Annotated in this window: 18 protein-coding genes; 13 read left to right on the forward strand and 5 right to left on the reverse strand. The window is 43.4% G+C overall.

Annotation, left to right across the window (positions count from 1 at the left end):
• Positions 1 to 192 precede the first annotated feature (192 nt).
• Entirely contained in the window at positions 193 to 2667 is a 2475-nt protein-coding gene (gene fadE, locus PN836_RS03210) for an acyl-CoA dehydrogenase FadE (protein WP_395343402.1), read from the forward strand.
• A 115-nt stretch (positions 2668 to 2782) separates the two neighbouring features.
• On the opposite strand, the gene add is transcribed toward fadE, so the two are convergent.
• Complete coding sequence (gene add / locus PN836_RS03215) at positions 2783 to 3745, reverse strand: adenosine deaminase (RefSeq protein WP_395343405.1); 963 nt, start codon at positions 3743 to 3745, stop codon at positions 2783 to 2785.
• Positions 3746 to 4077: 332 nt separating this feature from the next.
• Here add and cmoA point away from each other — a divergent pair, with 332 nt between their 5' ends.
• From cmoA to PN836_RS03245, 6 genes are all read left to right on the forward strand, one after another.
• Positions 4078 to 4824, forward strand: coding sequence for a carboxy-S-adenosyl-L-methionine synthase CmoA (gene cmoA, locus PN836_RS03220; protein WP_395343408.1), 747 nt, complete (start codon positions 4078 to 4080; stop codon positions 4822 to 4824).
• A gap of 1 nt (position 4825) precedes the next feature.
• Positions 4826 to 5797, forward strand: a complete 972-nt coding sequence (gene cmoB / locus PN836_RS03225; protein ID WP_395343410.1) for a tRNA 5-methoxyuridine(34)/uridine 5-oxyacetic acid(34) synthase CmoB — start codon at positions 4826 to 4828, stop codon at positions 5795 to 5797.
• Between the two features lie 115 nt (positions 5798 to 5912).
• Positions 5913 to 6824, forward strand: a complete 912-nt coding sequence (locus PN836_RS03230) for a kinase (protein ID WP_395343412.1) — start codon at positions 5913 to 5915, stop codon at positions 6822 to 6824.
• Positions 6806 to 7753, forward strand: coding sequence for an HAD-IIB family hydrolase (locus tag PN836_RS03235; protein WP_395343415.1), 948 nt, complete (start codon positions 6806 to 6808; stop codon positions 7751 to 7753). Before PN836_RS03230 ends, PN836_RS03235 begins: the two co-directional genes overlap by 19 nt.
• Entirely contained in the window at positions 7753 to 8979 is a 1227-nt protein-coding gene (locus PN836_RS03240) for a glycosyl transferase (RefSeq protein ID WP_395343418.1), read from the forward strand. Before PN836_RS03235 ends, PN836_RS03240 begins: the two co-directional genes overlap by 1 nt.
• A gap of 3 nt (positions 8980 to 8982) precedes the next feature.
• Positions 8983 to 10782 (forward strand): sugar phosphorylase, encoded by a 1800-nt coding sequence (locus tag PN836_RS03245; protein WP_395343421.1) that lies wholly within the window; start codon positions 8983 to 8985, stop codon positions 10780 to 10782.
• Positions 10783 to 10864: 82 nt separating this feature from the next.
• Here PN836_RS03245 and PN836_RS03250 read toward each other — a convergent pair whose 3' ends face one another.
• Together PN836_RS03250 and PN836_RS03255 are read right to left on the reverse strand one after the other, a co-directional pair.
• On the reverse strand, positions 10865 to 11695 hold the full coding sequence (locus tag PN836_RS03250) for a DUF2189 domain-containing protein (RefSeq protein WP_395343424.1): 831 nt from the start codon (positions 11693 to 11695) through the stop codon (positions 10865 to 10867).
• 220 nt (positions 11696 to 11915) lie between these two features.
• A complete protein-coding gene (locus tag PN836_RS03255; RefSeq protein ID WP_395343426.1) occupies positions 11916 to 12431 on the reverse strand; it encodes a hypothetical protein in 516 nt (171 codons plus the stop codon).
• Between the two features lie 175 nt (positions 12432 to 12606).
• On the opposite strand from PN836_RS03255, the gene PN836_RS03260 reads away from it, so the two are divergent.
• The 6 genes from PN836_RS03260 to PN836_RS03285 all read left to right on the forward strand — a co-directional run bounded on the left by PN836_RS03260 (position 12607) and on the right by PN836_RS03285 (position 18221).
• Positions 12607 to 13878, forward strand: a complete 1272-nt coding sequence (locus PN836_RS03260) for a pyridoxal phosphate-dependent aminotransferase (protein ID WP_395343429.1) — start codon at positions 12607 to 12609, stop codon at positions 13876 to 13878.
• Positions 13878 to 14474 (forward strand): 5'-deoxynucleotidase, encoded by a 597-nt coding sequence (gene yfbR, locus PN836_RS03265; RefSeq protein WP_395343432.1) that lies wholly within the window; start codon positions 13878 to 13880, stop codon positions 14472 to 14474. The genes PN836_RS03260 and yfbR overlap by 1 nt, the downstream gene beginning before the upstream one ends.
• Before the next feature lie 49 nt (positions 14475 to 14523).
• Positions 14524 to 15843 (forward strand): anti-phage deoxyguanosine triphosphatase, encoded by a 1320-nt coding sequence (locus PN836_RS03270; protein WP_395343435.1) that lies wholly within the window; start codon positions 14524 to 14526, stop codon positions 15841 to 15843.
• 84 nt (positions 15844 to 15927) lie between these two features.
• A complete protein-coding gene (gene msrP / locus PN836_RS03275; RefSeq protein WP_395343437.1) occupies positions 15928 to 16941 on the forward strand; it encodes a protein-methionine-sulfoxide reductase catalytic subunit MsrP in 1014 nt (337 codons plus the stop codon).
• Positions 16942 to 17010: 69 nt separating this feature from the next.
• Complete coding sequence (locus PN836_RS03280; protein WP_395343440.1) at positions 17011 to 17658, forward strand: sulfite oxidase heme-binding subunit YedZ; 648 nt, start codon at positions 17011 to 17013, stop codon at positions 17656 to 17658.
• A 74-nt stretch (positions 17659 to 17732) separates the two neighbouring features.
• Positions 17733 to 18221: a hypothetical protein gene (locus PN836_RS03285; protein WP_395343443.1), complete on the forward strand. Its 489-nt coding sequence runs from the start codon at positions 17733 to 17735 to the stop codon at positions 18219 to 18221.
• Positions 18222 to 18257: 36 nt separating this feature from the next.
• Here the strand turns inward: PN836_RS03285 and PN836_RS03290 are convergent, their stop codons facing one another.
• A complete protein-coding gene (locus PN836_RS03290; RefSeq protein WP_395343445.1) occupies positions 18258 to 19022 on the reverse strand; it encodes a hypothetical protein in 765 nt (254 codons plus the stop codon).
• Positions 19022 to 19837 (reverse strand): TatD family hydrolase, encoded by an 816-nt coding sequence (locus PN836_RS03295; protein ID WP_395343448.1) that lies wholly within the window; start codon positions 19835 to 19837, stop codon positions 19022 to 19024. Before PN836_RS03295 ends, PN836_RS03290 begins: the two co-directional genes overlap by 1 nt.
• Between the last annotated feature and the right edge of the window lie 16 nt (positions 19838 to 19853).

Genomic DNA, 19853 nt, shown 5'->3' on the forward strand with positions numbered 1-19853 from the left:
ACAATCTAATGAGGTGATAATTATCACTTAAATCAATAAAACCTCTAAGCACAGCTTACGTATTCACTTTAGAGTAGAGTGTAAATGAGCTTAAGAGGATAACTGTCCCTATTTATGGGCAAAAGCTTGAATTTTTGCGGCAATAATAATAGTGTTTGAGTGTTATTGTCTGGTCTGACCTTTGGAGATTTTATGTCCGATTTATTATGGTTTCTTTTTGTCCTTGCCGCAGTCGGTGTAGTGACATACAAAAGCATGCCTTTGAACACAAGTTTGATCGCGGTAGGTGCTGCCCTTGCCTTAGCGACTATTGTGGGTTCATTAGGTTTTTTTAGCTGGTTATTATTTGCCATTATTGCAGTTCCTTTGGCTTATGAGCCAATTCGCAAAGACATTATTTCTACGAAATTACTGGCTTTTTATAAGAAAGTATCTCCCGAAATGTCGCAGACCGAACAAGAAGCCATTGATGCAGGCACAGTGTGGTGGGATGGTGAGTTGTTTAGCGGTAAACCAGACTGGCAGAAACTGCATGCTATTGCTAAACCGAAATTAACAGAGGAAGAACAAGCGTTCCTTGACGGTCCATGCGAGACCGTGTGTGGAATGGTCGATGAATGGCAAATTAATCATGTGGATGCCGATTTACCGCAAGAGATTTGGGATTATCTGAAAGAACACAAATTCTTTGCAATGATCATCGAAAAGAAATATGGCGGCTTAGAATATTCTGCCTATGCGCAGTCACGCGTTTTACAAAAGCTTGCTGGCGTTAGTGCCGTATTATCGAGCACAGTGGGCGTACCGAATTCCCTTGGACCCGGCGAACTCTTGCAGCATTACGGCACTAAAGACCAGCAGGACTATTATTTGCCAAGATTAGCAGCTGGGGATGAAATTCCATGTTTTGCCCTTACCAGTCCTGAAGCAGGATCGGATGCAGGCGCGATTCCTGACAAAGGCATTGTGAAAAAAGGCATGTTCAATGGTAAAGAAGTCCTTGGCATGTCGCTCACCTTTTCTAAGCGCTACATCACACTGGCGCCAGTTGCCACTGTCGTTGGGCTTGCATTTAAGCTACATGATCCGGACGGATTGCTGGGTGAGCAGGAAGATTTAGGTATTACCTGCGCACTTATTCCTCGCGAAACCGAAGGGTTGCAGATTGGTCGTCGTCATTTTCCGTTAAATGTTCCCTTCCACAATGGCCCGGTAAAAGGTGAAGATGTATTTGTGCCGCTAAGCTACATTATTGGTGGTGAACAAATGGCGGGTAAAGGTTGGCGTATGCTAATGGAATGTCTTTCAGTGGGACGTTGCATCACCTTGCCTTCTTCGGCTGCAGGCGGCGCTAAACAGTTGGCAATGGCAACCGGCGCATATGCGCGTATTCGCCGTCAATTTAGACTGCCAATTGGTCAAATGGAAGGCGTTGAAGAAATGCTGGCTCGAATCGGCGGAAACGCGTACTTAATGGACGCAGTTACGTCGCTATCTACCGCTGGCGTCGATTTAGGTCAGAAGCCCTCCGTCATTTCAGCCATATGTAAATATCATTTGACCGAAAAAATGCGTACCGCGGTAAATGATTCAATGGACGTTCACGGCGGTAAAGGAATATGTTTAGGCCCCACAAACTACCTAGGCCGCGCATATCAAGGCACGCCCATTTCCATTACGGTAGAGGGTGCAAATATCTTAACGCGTAATATGATGATCTTCGGACAAGGCGCAATGCGCTGTCATCCATATGTATTGGACGAGATATACGCAGCCCAAGTTGAAGATAAAAAAGAGCAACTGGATGCTTTTGATAAAGCCGTTTGGGGCCATATTGGTTTCGCTTTTGGTAACACTTTGCGCTCACTGTGGTTTAGTGTAAGTGGAAATAGACTGAGCAGCGCACCTGTGGCAGATAGCACTGCACGCTATTATCGCGCGCTTCAAGGATATTCTGCAAATCTCGCCTTCTTAACCGACATTAGCATGGGCGTATTAGGTGGGTCGCTTAAACGCAGAGAGCGCTTGTCTGCTCGCTTAGGCGATGTGTTAAGTCACCTCTATTTAGCAAGTGCCGTGCTCAAACGATACGACGAGCAAGGCCGACTCATTGAAGATTTGCCCTTTGTGCATTGGGCAATGCAAGATAGCTTAAGTCAAATTGATATCGCCATTGACGATTTCATTCGTAACTTCCCTGTGAAGCCGGTGGCGTGGATGTTGCGTGCTTTCGTACAACCATTTGGCAAACGCTTTGATAAAGCTAATGATGAAATCGAGCATCAAATTGCACATATGTTGCAAAACCCGTGCAGCGCTCGCGACCGCATCGGTGAAGGTCAATATTTAGCTCGAGTTGAAGGAAGTTTATTTGGTGACTTAGAGCAAACGCTTGAAACCATCATAAAGGTAGAACCCATTTTTGATAAAATATGCAAAGATTTGGGTGAAAAACTACCGATGACGCAACTTGATAAACTCGCAGAAAGAGCGCTTACTGCAAAAATCATAAGCGAAGATGATGCAGAGTTGCTCAAAGAAGCCGAAGCTGGGCGTTTACGTACCATCAATGTAGACGACTTCGACCCTCAAGAGCTACTGATGTCTACTAGTAAAAATGTCAAGAAGCGAACCGCTTCACGCAAGAAGACTGCGAAAGCTGCGTAAACTTGCACAGAGTATCAAAAGCGCCATAAGTAATGGCGCTTTTTTTATGGGTGTTATTCGACTAAGCCTGTGGAATAGCCATGTAACAAGCTTAATTTTATGTCAACAAGCTAGATCAGAGAACCTTAAACGCTTGCTTCTTCGCATTTAGTTTTAGCTGTTCGCATTGGGATTGCGTTAAACCAAGCACATTTTGGGCTAAATCAAATTCATCTTTTAGAGTGATATTCGATACTCCGGGATCATCGGTGTTTAAGCACGCTTGGATACCATGCTCAAGAAAGCGTTTGAGGGGATGCGAGGGGGTATCGACCCAAGTGCCGGTTTGATAGTTAGAACTTAGGCAGCTTTCAATGCCAATATTATGCTGTGCCAGGTAATCCATTAACTTTGGATCTTCAATTGCCCTTACGCCATGCCCTATCCTGCTTGCGTGAAGAAGCTTAATTGCGTCCCAAACACTGCTTGCACCATCCGCCTCACCTGCATGGATAGTATACCTCCAGTTGGTTTTAGCTCTTGCTTTAGCAAAGTGATCAGTGAATCGCGCAGCAGGAAAGTTGAGTTCATCGCCCGCCAAATCCAAGGCTTCAATGTGGGAATGATGCGCCATTAATGCTTCAAGCTCTGCATCGCAGCATGCTTCGCCAAACGTTCGGCTTAAAATGCCAATAAGCGAACTTTGAATGTCAAAGTCGACACAGGCGTTTGATACACCGCTGATGACGGCTGCAACAAGCTCAGACATATCAAGAGCATGGCTTTGAGCCATGTAATATGGGGAAAATCGCAGTTCAACATATGACAGACCTTCTTGATAGGCGTCTTCGACACTTTCGTATGCGATACGCTCACAGGCGTCCAAGCTCGCTAGCACAGACACGCCATAATCTAACTTTTTAAGAAAATCGAGTAAATCTGCACTTCTATCTTGTACATAAACGCAGCGCTCTAGTTCGGATAAGCTGCTTGCAGGCAAGGCGATATTGTATTGCTTAGCTAAATCCAAAATAGTTGAAACTCGAACGCTCCCGTCAAGATGACGGTGCAAATCTATTAAAGGCGTATCGCTTTGCATGTAACATATCTCAATTAGGCTTGGCAGAATAAAAGCTTTATCGGAAACCACACCGCTAACTTCTCTCCCGCATGGAATTAATCAAAGCTGGCGCTTTTCAATCTGCAATAAAGTTTAAGTACGTGACTCGACGTCAAAACGCCTAAATAATCCGCTTTACTCTTAATTCTAGTACAGTGCGACAACAAGGTGCATTAAATCATTGAGCAGAGTTAAATTGAGCGTTAGCATAGGACATTGAGAATCGCTAAGCCCTTATACGAAAGTATAGAATCAATCTAACGGAAGTATAAAAGCAATCATGCGAAAATATAAAAACAAAAGTATAAGAAATGACTAATTCATCGCCGAAAACTGCGGTCGACACGCTATATTCATCCAATCAATCAGACTTATCACCCTTTGCATTCAATCAAGCGGTGGTCGATGTCTTTCCAGATATGATCAATCGTTCTGTGCCTGGCTATCAAATCATTGTCGATGGTATTGGTAAAATCAGCAGCCGTACCTTATCGTCAGGCGCAACAGTATACGATTTGGGCTGCTCTCTGGGAGCGGTAAGCCTGTCAATCGCCAAGCACTGTCAAGGCAAAGCCCTTAACGTTTTTGCGGTGGATAACTCAGAGGCTATGGTTGAACGCTGTTCACAACACATTGGCGCATTTAAATTCGATTCCCACATTAGTGTTCAACAAGCGGACGTCACCCAATTATCGTTTGAGCCTTGTGACATGATAGTGATTAACTTCACCCTACAGTTTATAGATAGAGACAAAAGACAGGCGCTAGTTGACCGACTTTACGAGGCTCTCAAACCTGGCGGTAAACTCATTATGTCTGAAAAAGTGCGCGAGCAAAACAAAATGCTCGATGCAATGCTAGTGGATTTGCATCATGACTTCAAAAAAAGCAATGGCTACTCTGAGCTAGAAATTAGCCAAAAACGCTCGGCGCTCGAAAATGTTATGGTGTTGGATGATATAGAAACACACTCCCAGCGTTTGCGAACTGCGGGTTTTCTGGCAAGCACGGTGTGGTATCGGCACTTTAACTTTCTATCAATGTGTGCGGTCAAATAAGATGCTATACGATTGGAAAACAGAGTTTTATGCATCTATTTTAGGCACGCCGCTACAAAAGTCTTTGTCTCAGCTTAGTTCATTAATTCAGGACTGGGACGGCAGCAAAATACATGCACACGCCAAAAAATGGGAAAAGCAACTTGACGCCTTACCAAAACCTGAAGAAACGACCTTTAGCGTTGCAGACACCCTAAGCGTATCTCGCCAGAAACAATCTTCTGATAAAGAGCTTGCGCATTTAAACAGTATTCTTAAGCAATTTATGCCGTGGCGCAAAGGACCCTTTCAGTTTTTTGAAGTGTTCGTGGATACTGAATGGCGCTCAGACTGGAAATGGAATCGAATACTACCTCACCTTAGCAATTTGCAGGGGCGGCGCGTTTTGGATGTAGGCTGCGGGAGCGGTTATCACTTGTTTAGAATGCATGAACAAGGTGCTCAGCAAGTTGTGGGCATAGACCCAACGGTATTATTTTTTTATCAGTTTCATTGCATAAAGCGTTTCGCACAATCACGTAATATTCATTTTTTACCTGTAGGGATTGAAGAGATACCCGCAACGCAAGCCTTTGACACTGTGTTTTCTATGGGCGTATTCTATCATCGTCCAGACCCGCTATTATTTTTAAAACAGCTAAAGCATCAACTTGTAAAAGGCGGTGAACTAGTGCTTGAAACGCTCGTTCTTGAAGGAGATGAAAGCACCGTTTTAATGCCTAAAGATCGCTACGCACAAATGCGCAACGTGTATTTCTTACCCAGTATACCAGCAATGATTTTATGGCTAGAAAAAGTAGGCTATAGGAATGTGCAGGTAGTAGATGACAATATAACTTCGCTGGAAGAACAGCGTTCAACTCAATGGATGGAAAATCATTCGCTGGCCGACTTCCTAAATCCGCAGGATAGTAGCATAACGGTTGAGGGATATAGCGCTCCTCGGCGTGCAACGTTTATAGCCAATAAATAGCGCTTTGAGTGATTTCACTCAAGGATGGCACGATATGTGATGTTCTTAACAAAACAATCGGTCGGCACTTGATAAAAATACACGCCGACCAAGCTAAAGGAACACGCAATATTTGATGAACAATATTGATGCACAAGCTTGCTTAGAGGCCTTTGTCATTGAAGAAGCTTTGCCAAAGACGTTTGTTGCCCAAGCTCACCAATGGTACTTCCCACTAACAGAGAGGATCCTGAAACGTCACGCTTTGCACCAACAAGGTGCAAAAAAGCCTCTTTTTGTGGGCATCAATGGTGCACAAGGAAGTGGCAAGAGTACGTTATCTGCCCTATTAGTTAAGATAATGAGCAAGGTTCATCAGCTAAACGCGATCTGCATGTCGCTGGATGATTTTTATCTCACCAAGGCAGAGCGACAGTCTTTATCTCACTCCATTCATCCATTACTCAAAACGCGCGGCGTGCCCGGCACCCATGACACAGATTTAATCCAGCACTGCTTATCTGACCTGATGTACGGTTGTGATACACTTGTGCCACGCTTTGACAAAGCCATCGATGATCGCGCTGATAAAGCGCTTTGGCAGCGCGTCAGCCATCCGATGGATATCATCATTTTAGAAGGCTGGTGCGTGGGTACGCCGGCTCAAGCAGAAAGCAACTTACAAAGACCCATTAATTCTCTTGAGCTAGAGCACGACGAAAATGGCATTTGGCGGCATTTTATCAACGATAAGTTAAACCATGAATATCAAGCAATCTTTAAGCAGATAGACTATCTAATCATGTTGAAAGCGCCATCATTTTCTCACATTTTCAATTGGCGCTGTGAACAAGAAGAAAAGATGCAAAACAAAAATATCGCTAGGGGTATACCTGCCGGCGGCATGTCAAAATCTGAAATAGAAGACTTCATCCAGCACTACGAACGAATAACCGTTCACGGATTACAAGCGTTAACGCCCATCTGCCATGAGGTCTTTGAACTTAATGAACATAGAAGTATCATTGAATGTCGTCAAAACAAATAGACGAGTCATCTAAGCGAGTACACATGTCATCTGAAGTCAATGCGCCATTAAGCGCAGAGTTATCCAGTTATAGTGCAGCAAAATTACTAGTATTTTCCGATTTAGATGGCACATTGCTTGACCATCATGATTATTCCTTCGACGCTGCCTTACCCTCATTAGACACCTTGAAAAAACAGAATATTCCGATTGTCTTGAACACGAGTAAAACCATGCTTGAAGTTGAGAAAATACGGGAGCAATTGTCACTTCATACCCCCTTTATTATTGAAAACGGTGCTGCCGTGTTCATACCCAAAAACACCTTCGACACAAAGCCAAAAGGAAGTGAGTGGCAAAACGGCTATTGGGTTAAAACTTTCGCATCCAAACGTTCTCACTGGCTGGCTGTTATTGAGAAACTCGCCGCGAAATATCATGGTGAGTTTGAATCATTCTCTAAAATGACAATAAAGCGCATTTGCGAAGTGACCGGCTTGGATGAGGCAGGAGCTGAGTTAGCGTCAAAACGCATGTTCGGTGAACCGTTATTATGGAAAGGCAGCGACGAAAGCCGAAAGGCCTTTATTGAGGATGCCAGAAAACACGGTGCTTCTCCGTTATTGGGCGGACGCTTCCTGCATATCTGCGGCGAAAGCAATAAGGGCAAAGCGCTTACTTGGCTTAGCAAAGAATATGAGAGACAAAACGGAGGAAGCGCTTTTGCCTGCGTGGCCTTAGGTGATGGACAAAATGATGCAGCTATGCTTGAAGCCGCCGATATTGCCATTCGAATAGCCTCTCCCGTCAACCCGCTTCCGAAGTTAGAAAGCAACAATATTATTATCGATAGCACAAAGTTTGGTCCTCATGGTTGGCACGAAACCATTGACGTCTTACTGGACCACTTCAATTACAAAAGTCATCAAACATTACAAGGAACGCTTTAATGGCTGATTTTTATCAAAACGGGATTATTACCACCCTACACAACCTTGAGTCTCGCTCCATTGATGACTTAGAGGGAGAACTGCTGAAGTTCTCAAATCGTCGCCCGATGGGGCTAATTTTACCGTCTTTGTTTTCTGAATTAGAGGGTAAAGCGCTTCCTCACATTATCGACAATATTTGCAAAGTGCCTTACTTAAGCGAAATTGTGATCGGACTAGACAGAGCAGATAAAGAGCAATACCAACACGCGCTTCGGTTTTTCTCCAAACTCCCACAGCATCATCGAATATTGTGGAACGATGGCCCTCGATTAAAAGCCCTTGACGAAGAATTACAATCTTTGGGGCTTGCGCCAAAAGAGTTAGGAAAAGGTCGCAACGTTTGGTACTGCATGGGTTACGTGCTTGCATCTAATAAAGTAGAGAGTGTTGCACTGCACGACTGTGACATACTAACTTATGAGCGCTCTCTTCTTGCACGTTTAATTTATCCCGTTGCGAATCCTCAGTTTAATTATGAATTCTGTAAGGGTTTTTACGCCCGCGTTGCAGATGGAAAAATCAATGGTCGCGTATCGCGTTTGTTAGTTACTCCCCTACTTCGCGCGCTCAAACATGCTGTAGGTCACAACGACTACCTTGAATTTATGGACAGCTTCCGTTATCCACTTGCGGGCGAATTTTCCTTTAGGCGTGATGTACTTAACGATATTCGAATCCCAAGCGACTGGGGGCTGGAGATTGGCGTGCTATCGGAAATGCATCGTAACTATTCACATAATCGCCTGTGCCAAGCGGATATTGCGCATATATATGACCATAAACATCAAGACCTGTCTTTGACAAACGATCAAGGCGGTTTGTCGAAAATGTCGATTGATATCACCAAGGCACTGTTTAGAAAACTGGCTACACAAGGCACGGTGTTTAACACTGAGACCTTCAGAACCATTAAGGCCACTTACTTCAGGATCGCCTTAGATTTTATCGAAACCTACCACAATGATGCAGTAATGAACGGTCTAAATTTAGACATTGATTCTGAAGAGCGTGCCGTGGAACTTTTTGCTGAAAATATAATGAAAGCGGGGAATTCCTTTTTAGATAATCCAATGGAAACGCCGTTCATTCCTAGTTGGAATAGAGTGGTAAGTGCTAAACCTGATGTGCTCGATTGCTTGAAACAAGCGGTTGAAGCGGACTATGAAGATTTCGCAAAAGGCTAAACCATGCAAAGCATAGCAAATGACGTAAAACAGCAGCTAAAAGATAAGCTGGTTCATCAACTCGCCTTCATCTATGCAGATATTGCGTTAGATGAGGCTCTCCCGGTGATTGCTGAGCGTTTATTAACCGCTATGCGTCTTACGCAAAGCGAAGACATCAAGCAAATCGAAGCGCATGTGAATCTATGGGACGAAACGGACGTAGTGCTCATCACCTATGGCGATAGCATTTATGAGCCTGCACAGGAGCTATCTGGAGGCACAACGCGAGCCCCGCTTAAAACCTTACATCAATTTTTGAACCGCTATTGTATTCATGCGATAAACAACGTTCACATACTACCGTTCTTTCCCTATAGCTCAGACGACGGATTTTCAGTGATTGATTACTCCACCGTGAATGAATCCTTAGGCACCTGGGACGATGTTGAAGCGATATCTGAAGACTTTGGCCTGATGGTCGATTTGGTCATCAACCACTGTTCTGCTCGAAGCGCATGGTTTCAGCAATTCATCGAACAAAAATCCCCTGGCAAAGATTTTTTCTTTACCGCTTCTTTGAGTGATGACATTAGCCAAGTCGTGAGGCCCAGAACATCGCCATTGCTCAAAGACACTCCAACTGCAACGGGCATAGAACATGTTTGGTGTACGTTTTCTCATGACCAAGTTGATTTTGATTTTCGCAACCCAGAAGTATTGATTGCTTTCGTTGAAATTATTCGACTTTATCTTGATAAAGGCACGCGTATTTTCCGCTTTGACGCCATTGCATTTTTATGGAAAATCGCCGGTACAAGCTGTATTAACTTACTGCAAACCCATGAAACGGTTCGCCTTCTTCGCACACTAATTGAGCATGCTAAGCCTGGCGCCATGATCATTACTGAAACCAATATTCCTAATAGAGAAAACTTAACCTATTTTGGTAATGCAAACGAAGCGCACGCGATATACAACTTTTCACTGCCTCCACTTCTGGTTAATACACTGCTTAGTGGCTCAAGTCAGTATTTAAAAAGCTGGCTGATGAGCATGCCACCTGCGCAAAATGGCACGTTTTATTTTAACTTTATTGCGTCTCACGATGGCATTGGCTTGCGCCCTGCGGAGGGCTTGTTAAGTGATGAAGAAATCAATGATTTAGTTAACTGCATGCAGAAATTTGGCGGTCGAGTCAGTTGGCGAAGTGCAGATAACGGTCGGCAAAAACCTTACGAGCTCAATATTGCGTTAATCGATGCCTTAAAAGGTACACTTCACGGTGAAGATCAATGGCAAATCGAGCGATTCATATGCGCCCATGCGATTATGTTTGCGCTCGAGGGAATGCCTGGTTTGTACGTGCATTCGCTTATCGGCACGACGAATGATGAAGAGAAGGTACTCAACACCGGCCAAAATCGCTCTATCAATCGCCATCGTTGGGACTACCAAATGCTGGTGGACGAACTTGATGACGTACATTCTTTGCACCATCAGATTCTCACCCAAATCACGCAATTGCTTCACATTCGTCGAGCTCAGCGCGCTTTTCATCCAAATGCAACACAGTTTACGCTGCAACTGCGTAACGAGCTGTTTGGTTTTTGGCGACAGAGTATCGATAGAAAACAAAGCATCTTTTGTGTATCAAACATCACCGACGTGCCCCAAGCGCTTTATTTATCTGATATTAATTTAATTGGGACAGACCAATGGAAAGACTTAATATCACAGCAAGGTGTTGTTGAAGATGAGTTGGAAATGACGCTTGAACCTTATCAGACCATATGGCTAACCAACCAGTTTGATGATGAGTAAAAGACATTTTAGCGAGTTAAGCCTATAAAAAAGCGCGCTTACTGCATAATAAGCGCGCTTTTTAGCTTATATAAGTGTCGCCTTATTCGTATGTGCGCTCTCGTTTAGTTTCGATCGTGGCAATGTACGCATGCCAAGACGCATAGCCGAGTAAGGGCATAATTACAAGAAACGCCGCAAAGAAGGTTACAAAGCCTAAAAATACCGAAAACATAATAACGCAGGCCCAAATAAACATCGGAAGTCTGTTGCGCCACACTGCATTCATACTGGTTAAAACTGCGGTCGCTAAATCAACTTTTCGCTCTAAAAGAATGGGCTGCGTAAACGCACTGATGAAGAAAACCAACACAGTAAATCCAGCACCTACAATGGTTCCCAAGGCTAAAAATGGCCATGCGTTTGCAAAAGTAAATTCAAGATATTCTGGATATAAGGCATGGATTAGCGAAGCTACGCGTAACCAGAATATCATCAAAATCATAAGGAACAGGCCGAATCCCCACTCATTCACCGCATTTCTAGACATCGCTTTTAATGAATGTCTAAGAGAGGGCTTTTGTTTTTTCTCAAATTGCCATGCAACGTCGTATAAACCAGCTGCTAAAAAAGGCCCAATTAACATAAAGCACACCATCGCTGGCGCAATCACTAAATGCCACTCTGTTGCGTACACCAGCGAATATATAATAAGGGGCAACAAGGTAAATACCAGCCCATAGGTAAAACTAATAAGCTTTGCTTTTTTAAAATCATCGACGGCAAGCGAGATCCACCTGAAGCATGCGAACTTATCCAGCTCTTTGCATGGAATAACGCGAGCAATGCCGCTTTTCTCAATTGCATTTTCTTCGTTACTTTGTGCATCAACGCTTGCGCGTTCAGATGCGGTTTGAGCTGCTGACTCTGGCATGAAAAACCCCTTGTGGCGTGTATATCGCTAGCTCGCACTGTTTAACGCCTTTCATTTGTTAAGGCACAAACACTCATGACTAACACTTTAAGGCGCTAGGGTGCGAGAACTAACAGGTCGTTTTGATTTTTGTGATTTTTAAAAACCTGTTAATTCTTATACTAGGAAATTTTACAATTGAGGTCAAAATATGTTCATGCTTTTATTGCGCTGGCTTGATTTACATCAAGCGCCAGTCTATTGCAGTATCAAAATGGGCATTCAAGAAAGCATTCAGGTCGGAGAAGCTGGTTATGTCTTGAGATTGGCCAGAAACCATCTCTGCAACAAATTTATGGCAGTTTTGTCTCAGCAAATGATAGTCATACATTGAGTACAACTGCCCTCTTGTGCGCTCAATAGTCGCCATGTGTGCTAGCGCATTCCCAGACAAATCGCAGGCAACATAGATGTTTTCTCCACTACGCTTATCGACGAAGCGTGAGGGACTAATGCAGCGAACTAAGCCATTTCCATTGAGTTCGTATATGTTGCCATCAATCCAAATGCCGGTATGGTCGAGCACTTCATATATACCGCAAGTGACAATACTGCCGTTAACTGGCTCCACTCGCTGTTTACAATCTCCCGGCATCTTTCCAACAATCTTGTCACGCCGCAATTGCGCAGTGTTGAGCTTGTTTCCGGCGTAAATTGATAGTGCGGCAGCGCCCAACCATATTAATGGAGCTGGCATCAAATATTATCCCCCAAATCGAAGTGAATTGTGTGTTTTGATACTTCATATTAGTTTAGGTTCACCATATATGTTGTTTCAAAGTGTGACAAAAGATGTCAATTAAGGCTTAACACTATTCTGCGGATCCTATACCCTTGCTCAATACACCATTGTTATAGCGTTTACACAGAATATGCACCCTATTACCCAATCTAATAAACTTAAAAACGTGTGTTATGACATTCGAGGGCCCATTTTGGCTCAAGCCAACAAAATGGAAGAGGCTGGTGAACGCATTTTAAAGCTTAATATCGGTAACCCCGCACCATTTGGTTTCGACGCCCCAGACGACATCCTAAAAGACGTTATTCGTCAATTGCCTACTGCTCAAGGTTATTCTGATGCCCAAGGCATATACAGTGCGCGCGTTGCGGTAATGCAGTATTACCAGCAAAAAGGCATTGAGAACATTGCGATAGAAGATGTGTATATCGGAAACGGGGTAAGTGAGCTTATTACGATGTCGATGCAGGCTTTGTTAGACAGTGGCGACGAAGTGCTAATTCCCGCTCCTGATTATCCGCTTTGGACCGCAGCAGTGAATTTATCCTCTGGTACAGCCGTGCATTATGTATGCGATGAACAAGCCGCTTGGTTTCCAGATATTGACGATATTCGAAGCAAAATTAATAGCAAGACTAAAGCAATAGTTCTGATCAACCCTAATAATCCAACGGGCGCAGTGTACAGTGAGGAGCTGTTGCAGGAGATCGTATCATTGGCGCGCGAGCACCAGCTAGTGATTTTCAGCGACGAAATTTATGACAAAGTCTTATACGACGAAGCAAAGCACACCTGTATTGCCTCGCTGGCGCCAGATTTATTTTGTGTGACTTTCAGTGGATTGTCGAAAAATTACCGAGTAGCAGGCTTTCGTGCGGGATGGTTGCTAGTAAGTGGGAATAAAAAACTGGCATCGAGCTATATTGAAGGCTTAACGATTTTATCTTCCATGCGCATGTGCTCAAATGTCCCGAGTCAGCACGCTATTCAAACCGCGCTTGGCGGATATCAAAGCATCCACGACCTCGTTAGCGGAGATGGACGTTTGTTAACCCAACGCAACATGGCATATGAACGACTCAATGAAATGCCTGGCGTGTCCTGCGTAAAACCCATGGGCGCGATGTATTGCTTCGCTAAAGTTGATGAAAAGCGCTTTAATATAAGTAGCGACGTAGACCTTATTCTTGAATTATTAAAGGATAAAAAGATTTTATTAGTCCACGGTAGCGCGTTCAATTTGCATCAAGGCATCTATTTCAGACTGGTCTTTTTACCGCATAAAGATGAATTGCTTCCAGCCTTGGATCGCATGCATGACTTTTTTGACCGCTACAATGCTAACAAATACGACAGTAGTGCCGCATCATCTATCACTTCCCCCACTATCAAGGCGGTTTAATGAAGACAAGCCCATTCTTAGCATGGATTTTGCGCATGCCTTTAATAAAGCGCTGGGCGCTGATGCATGCCGTTAAACGTGAAAACGTTGCTGAGCATAGTCATCAGGTAGCGGTCATCGCGCACTTATTAGCCTGTATTCGAAACGAGTACTTTGGCGGAACGATCAGTCCCGAGCGAGCCGCCACGGTAGCGCTTTACCATGAAGTATCGGAAACCAAGCTCCAAGACATTAATCATGTCACCAAATATCACAACCCTGACCTCACTCGAGAGTTTAAGAAAATCGAGGAAATGGCTGAAATAGAGTGCCTAAATACTCTGCCTGAGAAGCTTCAAGCGCAATTTTCGTCTCTTTTGGTACAAAAAAATGTGGACCCCGAATACAAAAAGATTGTTAAAGCAGCAGACTTGATTTCAGCCTATCTTAAAGCGTCTGATGAGCTGAGTTTTCAGAACAATGAGTTTTCTCACGTCAAAACACGCCTCAAAAGCATGCTGGATGACTACACCGAAAAAATGCCCGAAATTGAGCTATTTTTCAGCATGTTTGAAGCAAAGTGTTTTGTGAATGTGGACGAGCTCTCAAAGACTTAGTGCATGAAATAACACATTTTTTATCGCGTGTAATATAGGGTGAAGCTTAATGCAGTGGAATGAAAGGAAACAAATCAGACACGCCAGTCGAGATGGCGATCATCGCAGTCCATTTCAACGAGATAAAGCACGCATTATGCACTGTGCATCTTTCAGACGTTTACAGGCAAAAACGCAGGTCGTTGGTGTGGGAATTGGCGACTTTTACCGCACGCGGCTTACGCATTCGTTGGAAGCTGCACAAATTGGCACGGGCATTACGGCGCAATTAGGTCAGAAATATCCTGAACTGGCAGCATTATTGACCTTAGATGAACATCTCATTGAGAGCATCTGCCTTGCCCATGATATTGGCCACCCACCCTTCGGGCATGGTGGAGAAATTGCGCTTCATTACATGATGAGCACCTATGGTGGATTTGAAGGTAATGGACAAACCTTTCGTATTCTCACCAAACTTGAGAACTATTCAGAGCACGACGGCATGAATTTGGCCCGACGCACGCTGCTTGGTGTATTGAAATATCCAAATTTTTTAAGTCAATTAAGCAATCCTAATTATCAACCTGACAAGTCCGAGCGCTTCTCACAAGTTAAAGCGAGTCAATGGCATCCACCGAAAGCCCTTTTCGATTGCGATACTGAAGCCTTTGACTGGGTAACACAAGCACTATCAGCTCAAGACAAAGCCACATATATGTCTTTTTCTGTCAATGATGCAACTCACCATAAAACGCTGCATAAATCGGTAGACTGTTCCATTATGGAGCTTGCGGATGATATTGCCTATGGTATTCACGACCTTGAAGATGCAATTGTGATGGGTTTAGTCAACCAAAGTATCTTTCATGAGGAAGTAACATCTGCTTTAGACAAAATGGATATTCCTTGGTTATCCCCAAACGCACTTTCCATAGAAAAGCAGCTTTTTTCCCCAAAGGCATATTTACGAAAGAATGCTATTGGGGCCTTAGTAAACTGCTTCATCACAGCGATAGAGCTAAAGGCCCTTAATCAATTTCAAGAGCCTTTGTTAGAACACCGTGCCATTCTTCCTCAAACCTTTGAAAAAGGTTTACAGTTATTTAAAGGTTTTGTGTTTCGTTTTGTGATTAAAAAACCTGAAATACAGTTGCTTGAGTATAAAGGTCAACAGATTGTAATGGCCTTATTTGAAGCCTTCGCCAGCGAACCACAGCGCTTGTTGCCGAGAAACACCGCGCAACGATGGCAGCAAGCATCCGCCAGCAGTGACATCTTAGGCTATCGCATCATTGCTGATTACATATCTGGTATGACAGACGAATACGCCAATCGCGTGTATGCAAATTTGTTTTTGCCAAAGTCACATCGTATTACCGATCGCTGATTAAAGATTGGTAATAATTGAAACTCTTTTCGGCAAAGCTCGGTCTGTGTTGAAACAAAGCGTGAATGCATTAGAGGTAGTCAATTGTTAATTAAATCTTCAAACAATAATCGTATCAGTGAAAACGAAGTCACTGACCCAAATGTTTATCACTCACGTCGCGATATATTGAAAAAGCTCGGTTTCCTTGGCGCAGGTACCTTACTCTCTACAAACGCACAAGCCAATCCTTTTGGGTGGTTTAGCAAAAAGGACAGCGTGCAGTTTGAAACCACCCCTTTAGATTTTGAAAACTCGTCGATTAAGCTGAACGAGCCTGTACAAAAGCTTACAGAGCAAGGTGTGGCAACCAGCTATAACAATTTTTATGAATTTGGCACCAGCAAAAGTGCACCGAAAGAAAAAGGGCAAGAGCTTACTGTTAACCCTTGGTTATTAGAGATTGGTGGATTGGTTGAAAATCCAATTACGCTAAACTATGAGGATTTGCTTAAACGCTTCACCCTTGAAGAGCGCATTTATCGACTTCGCTGTGTTGAAGCGTGGTCGATGGTCATTCCATGGATTGGTTTTGAGCTGTCTAATATTTTGAAAGAGGCGAAACCGCTAGGCAGTGCGAAATACGTGTCCTTTCAGACACTTTACAGGCCTGAACAAATGCCTGGGCAAAATAGTCGATTTTTAGGCGGTGGTATCGACTATCCTTATGTAGAAGGATTGCGATTAGACGAGGCTATGCATCCGCTGACCCTACTCAGCGTTGGCATGTATGGCGAAACCTTACCACCGCAAAATGGAGCGCCAGTGCGTTTGGTGTTGCCTTGGAAATATGGATTTAAGAGCATAAAGTCATTAGTCAAAATTGAATTGACTGAAAAAGAGCCTCCTACCACTTGGAATATTCTCGCTGCAAATGAATATGGTTTTTATGCCAACGTAAATCCCAATGTTGACCACCCTCGCTGGTCACAAGCGCGTGAGCGTCGAATCATGGGAAGCGGCCTGAACTCACACAAACGCATCGATACGCAAATGTTCAATGGTTACGATGAGGTTGCCAGTATGTATAGCAACATGGATCTGACCCGTTATTATTAGTACGCGGCGAAATAAAATGAGGGTGATGATGCACCTGTACCCGAGCAAGCAGCCTTCGGTTGAGCAAATATGAAAAGTATTTCTAAATTAAGCCATATCGGCGTTGCAAATCGAAAGCCCTTACGTGTTAACAAAGCATTTATTTTTGCCTTTCGTGTAAGTATTCATCTGATTAGCGCCATTTGGTTGGGAATAGTCTATTACCAGGCGCTAAGCGGCCATTTGGAAGGCGATCCCGTCCAGTACCTGTTAGATTTTTCTGGCATTGGCACGCTACACTTACTGTTTGCTAGTTTATTAATTTCTCCTTTAGCCCAATGGATGAAATTTCAACAACTTATGCGAATACGAAAAACCTTCGGCGTATACGCTGCGTTGTATGCGCTGTTTCATGTATGGGTCTTTATTGCATATGAGCTTCAGTTTGAGTGGCTGTTAATAGCGAGTGAAATTATTGAACGACCTTATATAACGGTAGGTGCTCTCGCTGCGTTAATATTGATTGCTTTACTCGCCAGCTCATTTGAAAAAATAAAAAAGAAAATGGGAAGCAAATGGCAAAAGCTTCATAACTTCGTTTACATTGCTGTGATTGCAGGCTGTATTCACTATCTATGGTCAGTTAAATCAAACTGGTATGAGCCCGCTATTTACTTGAGCATTGCTACTCTTTTGCTACTCATCAGAAGAAAAAAGATTAAAAATTTATTCAAATAATGCTTGCATGTTTATTTATACAGTATTACTGTTAATTCATACAGTATTACTGTGTACTTATTCAGGAGCAGCGCATGAACTCACAAATCGCCAATAGATTAACAAATACTTCAGCCAACTTATCAAAGGTACAAAGCTCGTTTACCAAGTCATCAACGATGACGGCCAAAGGCCTCGATAATCAGTCGGTTTCGCATGCAAACCTCAGGCGTCGTACAAAGACGATTAATCATCAATATGATTTCACCGAAATCCCAAGAAGTAACGTCAGTAATATCAATTTAAACTCTTCGTCTAATAAAAAGCGATGGATTGCGAATGTCTCGCAAAGCGTCAGAATATCAAAAGGAACTGAACGAGCAATCAACATCAAACACAGCGACAAATTTAGCCAGTACGAACTTATCGTGCAGCTTCTAAAAGCTGAGAATTGCGATGTTATTTACTTTGATTGCCAATTATCTTCTAGCCAAATAGGCATTATTAAAATGCTGCAAATGTTTTCTAATACAGAGTTGGTGCATGCTCGCTTAGCTATGCAGTTCTCTCGAGAAGCATGTTAAATTAATCAAAGCAGGTAAATCTCAATGCTTAAGGCGTCAAGCATGAACGCGTACGCAGGTCCAAACACTTTCTGATGGTCGCGGATTCTCTTCGGTACCGCCTAGTGAGTGAAGTTGTCTTGTGTGAGGGTTTGTTTTTAAGTCTAAATAATCAACTTTGTAGGGCTCAAAGAGCACTGCAACAAAATATGGACTGGGATTACGTTTAATATAATTTGCATCTGCGTCGATTTGTTTCGAAGTAGCATGTGCTTTTCTATCAGGCTCTTGACCGTCCTGCGCATGTTCGCTATTCAAGCTTGTCTCGCTATCAGAACCCTCTATCACCATAGTAGTGAGAGCGCTGCAATCAGCGTCGTCGGCTTTGTATAGACTTTTTGGTGCTGGTACAAAAAAACCACCACGAGCGGTTGGTGAGAGATTTTGCCACTGCTCCATCAATACTGCCTTCGGCTTCTTATCGAACGACGGTTTATAGTCGTTGATAAATACAATTTCCCCGTTTTGCTTAGCTAGCATAGACACATGGCACGAAATTCGATACTGCTCACGGGTTTTAGCGAAATACCAGTGCAATTGTGTATGATAGTTGTTCTGCCAGTGCATGACTTTATCGCTTCTCATGTCAGTGACCGATGCGAGTAAATTTGTGTCATCGATAAACTGTCGAAACACCATTGTCCTAAGTGTAGGAAGACCTTTAAGGGAGGTCGATGCGACTTGAAAATACTTTGCCTCGGGCTTACTTCGGTGCAGATGCAAACTTCTCACCAGTTGTTGACGCCATGAAGGGTAATGCACTAGCGTCTGTATTCCTGCAAGAACGCTTCTCTAGAATCAATCGGTGTGCGATTAATGCGAGAGAATAAGCGGTAGAAATTTTCAGTGGTTACGTGGGCAAGCTCATCTGTGCTCATGCCTTTTAGCTCGGCCACAAACTCCCCCACTCTTTTGACATATTTTGGCTGATTTTCTTTGCCTCGATATGGCGTGGGCGCTAACCAAGGTGAATCAGTTTCAATCAACAGTTTGTCTAATGGAATGTGTTTTACCGTGTCTTGAAGCTCTTTCGCCGAATTGAATGTGACAATTCCCGATATAGATATGTATATCCCTAATTCAATTGCCGCCTGAGCCATTTCCAAAGATTCGGTGAAACAATGCAACACTGCACCTGTTTTAACATCGTAGTGCTCGTTCAATAAGCTCAATGTATCTTGTTGAGCAGCGCGTGTATGTATAATAAGGGGCTTCTCGACCACATTTGCAGCTTTAATGTGGTCAACAAATGACTGCAGCTGCACCTCTTTGGTTTCTGCGCTGTAATAATAGTCCAATCCAGTCTCACCAACCGCGATAACATCATCTCGTTTCACGTGGCTAAGTAAGGTTTGATAGTCGCACGCATCTTCCTGGTGCAGTGGATGAACTCCGCAGCTCATGGATACGTTTGGAAAATGCGCCACTTTGTCTCGCATCGCCTCAAATTCTTTTACTGATACAGAAACACAAAGCATATGTTCAACTTTATTCGCCAAAGCATCGTCAACAATGCTTTCAAGCTCAGTATCTGCATGTTTTAGTCTATCTAAATGACAATGAGAATCTACAAACATTCATATCCTCAAAATA

Source organism: Ningiella algicola (assembly GCF_028401415.2).
Lineage (GTDB): Bacteria > Pseudomonadota > Gammaproteobacteria > Enterobacterales > Alteromonadaceae > Glaciecola.